At 59.4% G+C, this 11,920-nt stretch carries 9 protein-coding genes; 8 read left to right on the plus strand and 1 reads right to left on the minus strand.

The genetic code is table 11. The features are described 5' to 3' along the window. The first annotated feature begins 11 nt into the window (after positions 1-11). From lysA to ACTJK5_RS16525, 3 genes are all read left to right on the plus strand, one after another. Positions 12-1,280, plus strand: coding sequence for a diaminopimelate decarboxylase (gene lysA / locus ACTJK5_RS16515; RefSeq protein WP_062444885.1), 1,269 nt, complete (start codon positions 12-14; stop codon positions 1,278-1,280). Positions 1,281-1,455: 175 nt separating this feature from the next. Next, positions 1,456-4,143 (plus strand): TIGR02302 family protein, encoded by a 2,688-nt coding sequence (locus ACTJK5_RS16520; protein WP_440612845.1) that lies wholly within the window; start codon positions 1,456-1,458, stop codon positions 4,141-4,143. A 161-nt stretch (positions 4,144-4,304) separates the two neighbouring features. Next, positions 4,305-5,474 carry a zinc-dependent alcohol dehydrogenase gene (locus ACTJK5_RS16525; RefSeq protein WP_440612846.1) on the plus strand — a complete coding sequence of 390 codons (1,170 nt, stop codon included), beginning with the start codon at positions 4,305-4,307 and terminating at the stop codon, positions 5,472-5,474. Positions 5,475-5,628: 154 nt separating this feature from the next. On the opposite strand, the gene ACTJK5_RS16530 is transcribed toward ACTJK5_RS16525, so the two are convergent. Beyond that, a complete protein-coding gene (locus ACTJK5_RS16530) occupies positions 5,629-6,645 on the minus strand; it encodes a substrate-binding domain-containing protein (RefSeq protein WP_440612901.1) in 1,017 nt (338 codons plus the stop codon). 259 nt (positions 6,646-6,904) lie between these two features. On the opposite strand from ACTJK5_RS16530, the gene ACTJK5_RS16535 reads away from it, so the two are divergent. From ACTJK5_RS16535 to ACTJK5_RS16555, 5 genes are all read left to right on the plus strand, one after another. Continuing rightward, positions 6,905-8,173 carry an ABC transporter substrate-binding protein gene (locus ACTJK5_RS16535; RefSeq protein ID WP_440612847.1) on the plus strand — a complete coding sequence of 423 codons (1,269 nt, stop codon included), beginning with the start codon at positions 6,905-6,907 and terminating at the stop codon, positions 8,171-8,173. Positions 8,174-8,236: 63 nt separating this feature from the next. Further along, entirely contained in the window at positions 8,237-9,205 is a 969-nt protein-coding gene (locus tag ACTJK5_RS16540; RefSeq protein ID WP_440612848.1) for a carbohydrate ABC transporter permease, read from the plus strand. Continuing rightward, positions 9,202-10,035, plus strand: coding sequence for a carbohydrate ABC transporter permease (locus ACTJK5_RS16545; RefSeq protein ID WP_112519514.1), 834 nt, complete (start codon positions 9,202-9,204; stop codon positions 10,033-10,035). Before ACTJK5_RS16540 ends, ACTJK5_RS16545 begins: the two co-directional genes overlap by 4 nt. A gap of 10 nt (positions 10,036-10,045) precedes the next feature. Continuing rightward, positions 10,046-11,074, plus strand: a complete 1,029-nt coding sequence (locus ACTJK5_RS16550; RefSeq protein ID WP_440612849.1) for an ABC transporter ATP-binding protein — start codon at positions 10,046-10,048, stop codon at positions 11,072-11,074. 56 nt (positions 11,075-11,130) lie between these two features. Then, a complete protein-coding gene (locus ACTJK5_RS16555; protein WP_062423961.1) occupies positions 11,131-11,916 on the plus strand; it encodes a ThuA domain-containing protein in 786 nt (261 codons plus the stop codon). Positions 11,917-11,920: the final 4 nt, after the last annotated feature.

Below are 11,920 nucleotides of genomic sequence, written 5' to 3' on the forward strand. Positions count from 1 at the left end.
GGATTACAGCCGTGAACCATTTTCATTACATCGACGGCGTGCTGCACGCCGAAAACGTTCCCGTGCCCGAAATCGCCAAGGCTGTTGGAACGCCCTTCTACGTCTATTCGACGGCGACGCTCGAGCGTCACTACAAGGTCTTCTCCGAGGCCTTCAGCGATGTGGATGCGATGGTCTGCTATGCCATGAAGGCGAACTCCAATCAGGCGGTGCTGAAGACGCTGGCAAAGCTTGGCGCGGGGATCGACGTCGTATCAGGCGGTGAGCTTCGTCGTGCGCTGGCGGCCGGCGTGCCGGCAAGCCGCATCATGTTTTCCGGCGTCGGCAAGACGCCGGCCGAAATGGATCTGGCGCTCGAGGCCGGCATCTATTGCTTCAACGTGGAATCGGAGCCGGAACTCGAGGTTCTCAATCTGCGCGCGGTGAAGGCGGGTAAGAAGGCGCATGTCTCCTTCCGCATCAACCCGGATGTGGATGCCAAGACGCACGCCAAGATTTCGACCGGCAAGAAGGAAAACAAGTTCGGGATTTCCTATCAGCGGGCGCGGGCCGTTTATGCCCATGCCGCGACACTTCCGGGCATCGATGTCAGCGGCATCGACATGCATATCGGCAGCCAGATCACCGAGCTGCAGCCATTTGAAGATGCGTTCCGACTGCTGCGCGAGTTGGTGGAGTCGTTGCGCGGCGATGGTCACACGATCAGCCATGTGGATATCGGTGGGGGCTTAGGCATTCCCTACAAGGACGACAACAATCCGCCACCTCTGCCGGATGCCTATGCGCATATCGTCAAGAACGAGCTGAAGAGTCTCAACTGCAAGATCGTCACCGAGCCCGGCCGCCTGATCGTCGGCAATGCTGGCATCCTCGTAACCGAAGTTCTTTACGTGAAGGATGGCGGGGAGAAGTCATTCGTCATCGTCGATGCGGCGATGAACGACCTCATCCGTCCGACGCTTTATGAAGCCTATCACGGCATCCGCCCCGTCGTGCAGCCGTCCGCCGATGCGCCGCGCATCAAGGCAGATGTGGTGGGGCCGGTCTGCGAGACGGGCGATTATCTGGCGCTCGATCGCGAGATGGCAGAACCTGAGCCCGGCGATCTCATTGCCGTCAGCTCTGCCGGTGCCTATGGCGCGGTGCAGGCCGGGACTTACAACTCGCGGCTTCTGGTGCCGGAAGTGCTGGTCAGTGGAGACCAGTTCCATGTCATTCGCCCACGCGGCACCTACGAAGAACTGATCGCGCTCGACTCCGTGCCGGCTTGGCTGGACTGAGAGCGTCTATCACGATTAGGCGAACTGGACGAAAAAAGCGGGGCAAGCGCTGGCTTGCCCTCGTCTTCGCCACAAACAATGCTATCCTGCACGCTGTTGCACTGAAAGATTTCGCGGCTGCGTCATTGGCGGGATTGGCGGCGAGATCGTGTGGCCAGACCGGGAGAACGGATTGATGACCACCAGGCAAGGCGGAAAAGGCGCTTTCGACAAGAGACCTGAGCTGGCACGGCGCGTGGCGGCCAAACGGTTCTTTGCGAAACTCGTTCTGTTTGCCGAGCGCCTTGCGCCGAAGACGCTTCTGCCGCTCTCGGTCGCCGCGGTGTTTCTCTCGCTTGGTTGGTTCGGCCTGTTCCGGCAGATGCCTGACCTTTTGCGCTGGGCTGTCGTTTTTATTGTCGTCTTTACGTTCCTCAGCGCGCTTCTGCCGATTGCGCGTCTGCGCTGGCCTTCGAAGGAAGAAGCCTCGCGCCTGCTTGAAGAGCGCAACGGTCTTCCGCACCAGCCGGTTGGCGTGCAGGAAGACGAGCCCGCTTTCGACACCCCCATTGCGCGCGCGCTATGGAAAGAGCACCAGACGCGCATGGCCGAGCGGATCGCCGCGCTGGATGCAGGTTTGCCGCGGCCGGATATCGCCCGCCACGACCGGATGGCGCTTCGTGCTATCCCGGCGCTGCTCCTCGTTGCTGCGTTCGGCTTCTCCTATTCGAACGGTGCAGGCAGCATTGCCGATGCATTTCGCAGCCGTCCCGCCTCCGGGCCGCTGAACCCGGATATCCGTCTCGATGCCTGGGTGACGCCGCCATCCTATACGGGTCGGGCGCCCATTTTTCTCACCAGCCAGAATGCCGATCGCGCCGACGCGGTCTCCGTTCCGCAATCCTCCAAGCTGACGATCCGAATGACGGGTGGTGCAGGCCAGGAGGAGGTCACCTTCGAGCCTGACGCGGCCGGCGAGTTGCAAAAGCTTGCGCCGGAAGGCGCACAGGAAAAGGCGACCGTCGCTGTTGTGCCTGCCCAGCCAAGCCCCGAGGGCCAGACCGCAGTTGCGCCGCGCACCTTTACGATGGAGTTCAAGGAGAGCGGCACGATTGAGGCGAATGGCCAGTCTTGGTTCTTCAATATCATCCCGGACAAACCGCCGGTCATCGCTTTTGACAATCTGCCGCGCCGTGCGGCCAATGGTGCGCTGGAGATCGGCTTCGCCGCCAAGGACGATTATGGCGTGCGTGAAGCCCATGCCGTCATCGAGCCTCTCGACATTCAGGCTGACGCCACGCCGCTTTATCCGCCGCCGGAATACAAGCTTGATCTTCCGCGTCAAAACCCGCGTGACATGAAGGGCGTGACGAGCCGCAATCTCACCGAACATCCCATGGCGGGAAAACGCGTCCGCATCACGCTGGTCGCAACCGATGGCGCAGGTCAGACGGGCAAGAGCCCTCCGCAGGAAATGATCCTTCCAGGGCGCAACTTCTCCGAGCCACTCGCGGCCTCGGTCGCAGAACAGCGGCAGATTTTCTCGCTCGATACACGCCAGATGCCGAAGGCGATCGCCTATAATGAGGCGGTCAGTCTGCGTCCGGAAGAGACCATCCCCAACAAGACGCACTACCTCCTGCTGCAATCGGCGCAGGCGCGCATGAAGCTCGCCTATAATGAGGAGATGCTGAAGAATACGGCGGATTATCTGTGGGAAATCGCTTTGGGTATCGAAGACGGTGATTTGTCACAGGCGGAGAAGCGCTTGCGCGATGCGCAGGATGCCCTGTCGCAGGCACTGGAACGCAAGGCACCGGATGAGGAAATTGCCAAGCTGATGCAGGAGCTTCGCGAGGCGATGAACGAGTTCATGAAGGAACTCGCGCAGCGCATGCAGAATGCACCCCAGGGGAACATGAACCAGCAGGCGCAAAACGTGCTGCGCCAGCGCGATCTGGAAAACATGATGAACCAGATCGAGAACCTGGCCCGTTCCGGCAACCGCGATGCGGCGCAGGAAATGCTGTCGCAGATGCAGCGGATGATGAACAACCTGCAGGCCGGTCGCCCGCAGCGCGGCCAGCAGGGCCAACAGCAACAGGAAAATAGCCAGTTGCGCCAGCAGATCGACAAGCTGGGCGAGATCATGCAGCAGCAACAGAAGCTGATGGACGAGACCTTCAAGCTCGACCAGGCGCTACGCGACCGTATGCAGCGCGGCGATCCTCAGCAGGGCGAAGAGGGCGGCGAGCAGCAGATGGGCGAGAACGGCCAGCAGCCGCAAGACCAGCAAGGCCAGAACGGCGAGCAGCAGAATGGCCAGCCACAGAATGGACAGGGGCAAAACCCCGATCAGATGACCGCCCAACAACTTCGCGAGGCGTTGAAGAACCTGCGCCAGCAGCAGGAGGGACTGGGCAAGCAGCTCGGTGACCTGCAAAAGGGCCTTCGCGATCTCGGCATGGAGCCCGGTCAGAATTTCGGCAAGGCCGAGCAGGAAATGAAGGGCGCCGGTGAAGCGCTGGGGCAGGGCCGTGGCGAACGGGCTGTCGAAGGTCAGGGCAATGCGCTGAATGCGCTGCGCCAGGGCGCGCAGGATATGATGGGCCAGATCATGCAGGCCATGCGCCAGCAGGGTCAACAGCCTGGCCAGGGTCAGCAGGGCATGATGGGGCAGGGCGACCAGAACGGCCGCGATCCGCTTGGCCGTCCACGCGCCAATTCCGGCCCGGATTTTGGTGATTCACAGGTTCGGGTTCCGGATGAAATTGACGTGCAGCGCGCACGTGAGATCCTCGAAGCAATCCGTGAGAAGCTCGGCAACAACCCGCCTGCGGATGTGGAACGCCGCTATCTGGAACGCCTGCTGGATATCCAGTAACCTTCACGGACGGGTTATCCCCACAGCACGGCCGCGATATGTCGTTGCGCCTTGGTCCTTTCGAGTGGCTTGATTGCTGCCGGCTGACCCAATGTCAGGAACAATCTCAAAAAGCTCTGGTTCGAAGAAGCGCTACACCAAGCGAACCAGAGGAGAATGTTATGAAGGCACTGACCTGGCACGGCAAACACGATATTCGATGCGAAACCGTGCCCGATCCCATCATCGAAGATGATCGGGATGCCATCATCAAGGTAACCGCTTGCGCGATCTGCGGCTCCGATCTTCATCTGTATCAAGGCTCCGTGCCGGACATGCATTCCGGCGATGTCATGGGCCATGAGGCCATGGGTGAGGTCGTGGAAGTCGGCAAAGGAAACAGCAAGCTACAGGTCGGTGACCGGGTCGTTGTGCCGTTCACCATTTCCTGTGGGCATTGCTTCTTTTGTCAGCGCGGCTTCTTTTCCGGTTGCGAGAATAGTAATCCCGACAAGGAGAAGGCGAAGAAGATGTGGGGCAATTCCCCCGCCGGTCTTTTCGGCTATACGCATATGCTTGGCGGCTATAGCGGCGGTCAGGCGGAATATCTTCGGGTCCCTTATGCAGATGTGGGGCCAATCAAGGTGCCCGACGGCTTGACCGATGAGCAGGCTCTCTTTCTGTCCGACATCTTTCCGACAGGATACATGGCGGCGGAATTCTGCAATATCCAACCCGGGGAGACGGTTGCCATATGGGGCTGTGGACCGGTCGGTCAGATGGCGATCCGCTCGGCTTACATGCTGGGTGCTGAGCGCGTGATTGCCGTGGACAGTGTGGCGGAGCGCCTCGCGCTTGCGGCGGCTTCCGGTGCGCTGACGCTGAACTATCTGGAAACCGATATCTATGACGAGATCATGCAACTGACCGGCGGACGTGGCGCGGATGCCTGCATCGATGCTGTCGGAACAGAGGCAGACCCTGCCGCCAGCTGGGACTCCCGCATCGACCGGATCAAGGTCGCAACCTTTATGGGGACCGATCGGCCGCATGTGCTGCGTCAGGCCATTCACTGCTGCCGCAACTTCGGCACTGTTTCCATCGTCGGTGTCTATGGCGGGTTTCTCGATAAGATTCCGATGGGCTCTGCCATCAATCGCGGCTTGACCTTTCGCATGGCGCAGACGCCCGTTCAGCGCTACCTGCCGATGTTGATGGACCGCGTGCTGAAAGGCGAGATCGATCCGTCCTTCGTCATCACCCATCGCGCGACACTGGAGGAAGGGCCCGGCCTATACGAAACCTTCAAGAATAAGGACGATGGCTGCATCAAAGTCGTCATCAAGCCGTAAGGAATGCGATAAGCCTGAGCCACAATCGGATTAAGGGGCTCGGCTCCATGCGATGGTGAGGGGCGACGGGACACCGTCATCGGTTGGGCGCTGGCGAAACAGCATCGACAGATGGCTGAGCCCAGCAAAGCTAGAGGCGCTTTGCTATTGTCTTTCAGGACGTTGAGCCGGTGGACTGACGCAGGATCAACTCCACCGGCCACAGTTCCTGGCATTCCTGAATCGGTCTGCCGGAGATAATCTGGAGGAGAAGTTCGGTCACGCGCATGCCGGCCATGCGCATGGACGAGCGGGTGGTGGATAGCGGTGGCAGCATGCTCTCAGGCGTCAGATAGGGAAACACATCGTCATGAGCGATGACGGACACGTCCTTGCCGATGACGAGACCCAGTTGTGTCGCGGCACGATAGACACCTTGAGCCGTCATCATCGCTCCCGCAACGAAGGCAGTGGGGCGCGATGGTTGCTCCAGAAGTGCGCGGGCGAATCGAAAGGCCGTCTCCTCGCTGAAATGCTCGTTCATCATCAGCTTCGGGTCGGGTGAAAGCCCGTATTCCGAAAGCGCGTCCGCAAATCCCTGTTCGCGGTCGTTGACGAATGTTCGGCCTTTCGGTCCATTGATGAGGGCAATGCGCCGGTGTCCGCGCTCGAGAAAATGCATGGTGGGACGGTATGCAACGTCGCGATTGTCGATATCCAGCCAGGCATGCGGAAACGACGTCTTCGACCGGCCATGCACGATAAAGGGCACGCCCAGTCGGTTCAGCAGGGCCACGCGCTCATCCGCCGGGCGGGGCGAGTGGACGACGATGCCATCCACCTTGCCGCTTGCCGCCAAACGGTTGAAGATCGCCAGTTCCTCATCGAGATTGTTGTCGATGGCGACGCTGACAAGAATGTCGGTTTCCTGGCCTTCGAGACGCGCGGCCATGCCGCCCATGAATTCCGAGAAGAAGTGCCCGCCGCCGCTACGACCCATGACGACGCCGATGGCGCCAGCGCGCCCGGTCACAAGCCTGACCGCATTGGCATTGGGACGATAGCCGAGCCTGCGCGCAGCCTCCATCACCCGCTCGCGGGTTTCCTGGCGAACCTCCGGATAACCCCCAAGGGCGCGGCTGACCGTCGTCGGAGAAAGGCCGACCTGTTCTGCGAATTCCTTGAGCTTCATGATGTCCGCCGTTTTCATCTGCATGCTAGCTCAAAGCGAATTTTTCAAGCAACAAAAATCGAAAGCGATTTAAAATTAGAGAAGGAGGATGAAGCATTTAGATTCAGAGGCTTCTCTGCGATCGTACCTTCAAGGGCGTGTCAATGCGGAAAAATACCATTTCATCCGCTATTGACAGGCGGAAGAGGAATTGTAAGCTTCGAAAAATTGAAAGCGTTTTCAATTTACGTATCGTCAAAGTTTCATAGGGAGGAGAATGATGACGAACTTTTCTAAGAGGGCTTTGTTGCTGTGCGGTAGCCTTTTGGCCTTTGCGGCATCAGCGCAAGCTGCCGATATCGCCATGGCGGCCAATTCCACCGGCAAAAACCTGAACTTCATTCGTGAGCGTTTGGCCGAGTTTGAAAAGCAGAGCGGCCATAAGGTCAAACTGGTGACGATGCCGCCATCGTCCAGCGAACAGTTCAGCCAGTATCGCCTTTGGCTTGCAGCCGGGAACACGGATGTGGATGTCTACCAGACCGATATCGTCTGGGCGCCACAACTTGCCGATCAGTTCGTCGATCTGACGGCTGCGGCCAAGGACGTCATCGGTCAGCACTTCCCATCCGTGGTCGCGTCGCAAACCGTGGATGGCAAGCTTGTGGCCATGCCGATGTACACCGATGCGCCGGCAATGTTCTATCGCAAGGATCTGCTCGACAAATACGGCAAGCAGCCGCCGAAGACTTGGAAAGAGATGGCAGAGACTGCCAAGGAAATTCAGGACAAGGAACGTGCAGCCGGCCAGAAGGATATGTGGGGCTTCGTGTTCCAGGGCAGCGCTTATGAAGGCCTGACCTGCAACGCGCTCGAATGGGTGGCGTCCGCTGGCGGTGGACATATCGTCGAGACCAATGGCGACATTACCATCAATAACGAGAAGGCCGCTGCCGCTCTCGATATGGCGAAAAGCTGGATCGGCACGATTTCGCCCCAGGGCGCATTGGCCTACAAGGAAGAGGAGGCGCGCGGGGTCTGGCAGACGGGCAACTCCGTCTTCATGCGCAACTGGCCCTATGCCTATGCTCTGGGCAATGGCGCCGATAGCGCCATCAAGGGCAAGTTCAGCGTCGCGCCGCTGCCAGCGGGCGCAGACGGCGAGGCACCTGCTTCGACCCTGGGTGGCTGGAACGTTGCTGTCTCGAAATATTCGAAGAGCCAGGATGCAGCCATTGAGCTGGTCAAGTTCCTGACCTCTGCCGAAACGCAGAAGAAGCGGGCGGTGGAGCTGTCCAATATGCCCACCATTGCAGCGCTTTACGACGACAAGGATGTCGCTGCTGCGCAGCCCTTCATGCCGCAGTGGAAGCCGATCTTCGAAACGGCGGTTCCGCGTCCGTCCGCGGCAACCAAGGTGAAGTACAACGAGGTCTCGTCGAAGTTCTGGGGTGCTGTCCACAACACGCTCTCCGGCTCCGGCACGGCTGCCGAAAACCTCGAACTTCTCGAAGTCGAGCTGACCGATCTCAAGGGCAGTGGCTGGTAACACTGTCAACGCGAAGCGGCATCTCTCGCCGCTTCGCCTCCCGTCCAATCGGTGGAAGCTCTCATGAAAACAACTGTCCCTGATCGACAGGCGGCGATGGTCGGCTCCGACCTGCAGTCGGAGCGGCTACGCTCAGCCTGGCTGTTCCTCGCCCCGACCTTTCTCGTGCTCGCGCTTGTCGCGGGCTGGCCTCTCGTCAGAACCGTCTGGTTCAGCCTGACGGACGCCTCTCTGACCAATCTCTCCGGCGCCCAATTCGTCGGACTCAAGAACTACATTTCGTGGATTACGCTCAGCAGCGGCCGCACCGTCTATCGTGGTCTCCTGGCAGATCCGGTCTTCTGGGGCGCTGCCTGGAACACGGTAAAATTCACCATCGTCTCTGTGTCGCTCGAAACGGTTCTGGGTCTCATCGTAGCGCTGGTGCTGAACGCCGAGTTCAGGGGGCGAGGCTTCGTGCGTGCCGCGATCCTCATTCCCTGGGCCATTCCGACCATCGTTTCGGCCCGCATGTGGTCCTGGATGCTGAACGACCAGTTCGGCATCTTGAACGACATGATGCTGAGCCTCGGTCTCATCAGCCATAAGATCGCGTGGACCGCAAACCCCGAAACGGCAATGACGGCGGTGCTGATTGTGGATGTGTGGAAGACGACGCCCTTCATGGCGCTCCTCATCCTTGCCGGTCTGCAGATGGTGCCGAAGGATATGTACGAGGCAGCCAAGGTCGATGGCATCCATCCGATCAAGGTGTTTTGGCGTGTGACGCTGCCGATGATCCGCCCGGCGCTGATGGTCGCGGTCATCTTCCGCATGCTGGATGCGATGCGCGTCTTCGACCTCATCTACATCCTGACGCCCAACAACGCCCAGACGCGCACCTTGTCGGTGCTGGCACGCGAAAACCTCTTCGACTTCGACAAGTTCGCCTATGGTGCGGCGGTTTCGACGATGCTGTTTCTCATCATCGCCTCGATCACCATCGTCTATATGTGGCTTGGTCGCGTCAACACCGATGGAGGCGTAAAATGACAGCTTCGACGGTTGTGAAGAACACTGCCTTCTATGCGCTCGTCGCCATCATCATCGTGGTGGCAGTCTTCCCCTTCTATTATGCCATCCTGACCAGTTTCAAATCCGGTACGGCTCTCTTCGAAATCAACTATCTGCCGAAGAGCTTTTCTCTCGGCAATTATGCCGACGTGTTGGCCAATGACAGCTTCCTGCGCAATCTCGGCAACTCGCTGATGGTGGCAACCTGCGTCGTGGCTCTCTCATTGCTTCTGGCGGTAACGGCGGCTTATGCGCTTGCCCGTGTTCGTTTTCGGGGCCGTGCGCTGCTGCTGCTGACGATCCTCTCGGTTTCGATGTTTCCGCAGATCGCGGTGCTGGCCGGCCTCTTTGAACTGATCCGCTGGGCGGGTCTGTTCAACACGCCTCTGGCACTGATCTTCTCCTATATGATCTTCACGCTGCCCTTTACCGTCTGGGTCCTGACGACCTTCATGCGGGATCTGCCTGTGGAAATCGAAGAGGCGGCGATCGTCGATGGTGCCTCGCCATGGGTCATCATCACGCAGGTCTTCCTACCGCTGATGTGGCCGGCGCTGGTCACGACGGGGCTTCTCGCCTTCATCGCGGCCTGGAACGAGTTCCTCTTCGCGCTCACCTTCACCTCATCGAACGATCAACGCACGGTTCCAGTGGCGATTGCCCTGCTTTCGGGAAGCTCCCAGTTTGAAATCCCCTGGGGAACGATCATGGCGGCCTCCGTCATCGTCACCGTCCCACTCGTCATCCTCGTTCTGATCTTCCAGCGACGCATCATTTCCGGCCTCACCGCCGGCGGCGTCAAAGGCTAGGAGAAATCTCATGACCAGCATTCAACTGCGCAACTTGCGCAAATCCTTCGGCGCTTTCGATGTCATCAAGGGCATCGACATGGATATCCGCTCCGGCGAATTCATGGTCTTCGTCGGCCCATCCGGCTGCGGGAAATCAACGCTGTTGCGTCTCATCTGCGGCCTGGAGGAAATTACCGGCGGTGAACTGTCCTTCGAGGGCGAGGTGGTCAATCGCCTCACGCCTGCCAAGCGCGGTGTCGCCATGGTCTTTCAGTCCTATGCGCTTTATCCGCACATGACCGTTTTCGAGAACATGGCCTTCGGCATGAAGCTCGCCGGCTCCAGCAAGCAAGAGCGGCGAAAGCGTGTGGAAGCGGCTGCCGAGATGCTGCAGCTGACGCCCTATCTCGAACGTCTTCCCAAACAGCTTTCCGGCGGCCAGCGCCAGCGTGTGGCGATTGGACGCGCTATCGTTCGCGATCCCAAGGTCTTTCTCTTCGACGAGCCGCTTTCCAATCTCGATGCCGCTCTTCGTGTCGCGACCCGTCTTGAAATTGCCAAGCTCCACCGTAGCATGCATGACACGACCATGATCTACGTTACCCACGATCAGGTGGAGGCGATGACGCTTGCAGACAGAATTTGCGTGTTGCGGGACGGCCGTATCGAGCAGGTCGGCACGCCGCTCGAGCTTTACGAAACCCCGGTCAACACCTTCGTCGCCGGCTTCATCGGCTCGCCGAAGATGAATTTCATCGGCGGACGTTTGGCCGAAAGCCATGGCGCGCATTCGATCGGTGTGCGGCCGGAGCATATCGTCGTTTCCGATGGGGCTGGCGGCTGGACGGGTGAGATCGTTCACTCCGAAATGCTCGGCTCCGATAGCTACATCTACGTCGATATCGGTGCGGATGAGCCGCTTGTCGTGCGCGAGGAGGGCGTTTCGCACCGAGCGCCTGGCGAAAAACTCAAGCTCTCACCCTTGCCGGAGCACATTCACCGTTTCGATCAGGCAGGTGTTTCTCTCAAACGTGCAGAAACACGCGGAGCCGCCTGATCAATTTCAGTTCACCGGCGTTAACAACCCGCGCTGGTTCATCAAGGAGCATATCTATGACCATCAATACCGTCGTCTGGGGCGAAAACATCCACGAGCATATCAATGAGACGGTTCGTGCTGTTTATCCCAACGGCATGCACAACACGATTGCCGATGCCCTGAACAAGGACCCGGAGATCAATGCGACGACCGCCACCCTGCAGGAGCCCGAGCACGGGCTTTCGCAGGCGAGATTAGACGAGACCGATGTGCTGGTCTGGTGGGGCCACAAGGACCATGGCGCCGTTCAGGATGAGATCGTCGAGCGCGTCGCCAAGCGCGTCTGGGAAGGCATGGGTCTCATCGTTCTCCACTCCGGCCACTTCTCCAAGCCGTTCAAGCGGCTGATGGGCACGCCCTGCGCCTTGAAGTGGCGCGAGGCCGGCGAGCGTGAGCGCATCTGGACCATCAATCCGCGCCACCCGATCGCCGCCGGCCTGCCGGAGCATTTCGAACTGGAAAACGAGGAAATGTACGGGGAGCAATTCTCCGTGCCGGAGCCCCTTGAAACCGTATTCATTTCCTGGTTCCAGGGCGGCGAGGTTTTCCGCTCCGGTCTCACATGGCGCCGCGGTGCGGGCAACATCTTCTATTTCCGTCCGGGACATGAAACATATCCCACCTACCACGACGCCAATATTCAGACCGTCATCAGCAACTCGGTCAAATGGGCTTACAATCCGGCAGGCGCGCTGAAGAGCATCCACGATGCCCCGAACGTGCCGGTCGATAAGGCGCTTGAGCCTATCGAAGAGCGCGGCCCCAAACTGCACCAGGCTGGTGAAGCAGGTTACAGGTAATTCA

It is taken from the genome of Agrobacterium sp. 22094 (genome assembly GCF_052046015.1).
GTDB lineage: Bacteria > Pseudomonadota > Alphaproteobacteria > Rhizobiales > Rhizobiaceae > Agrobacterium > Agrobacterium cavarae.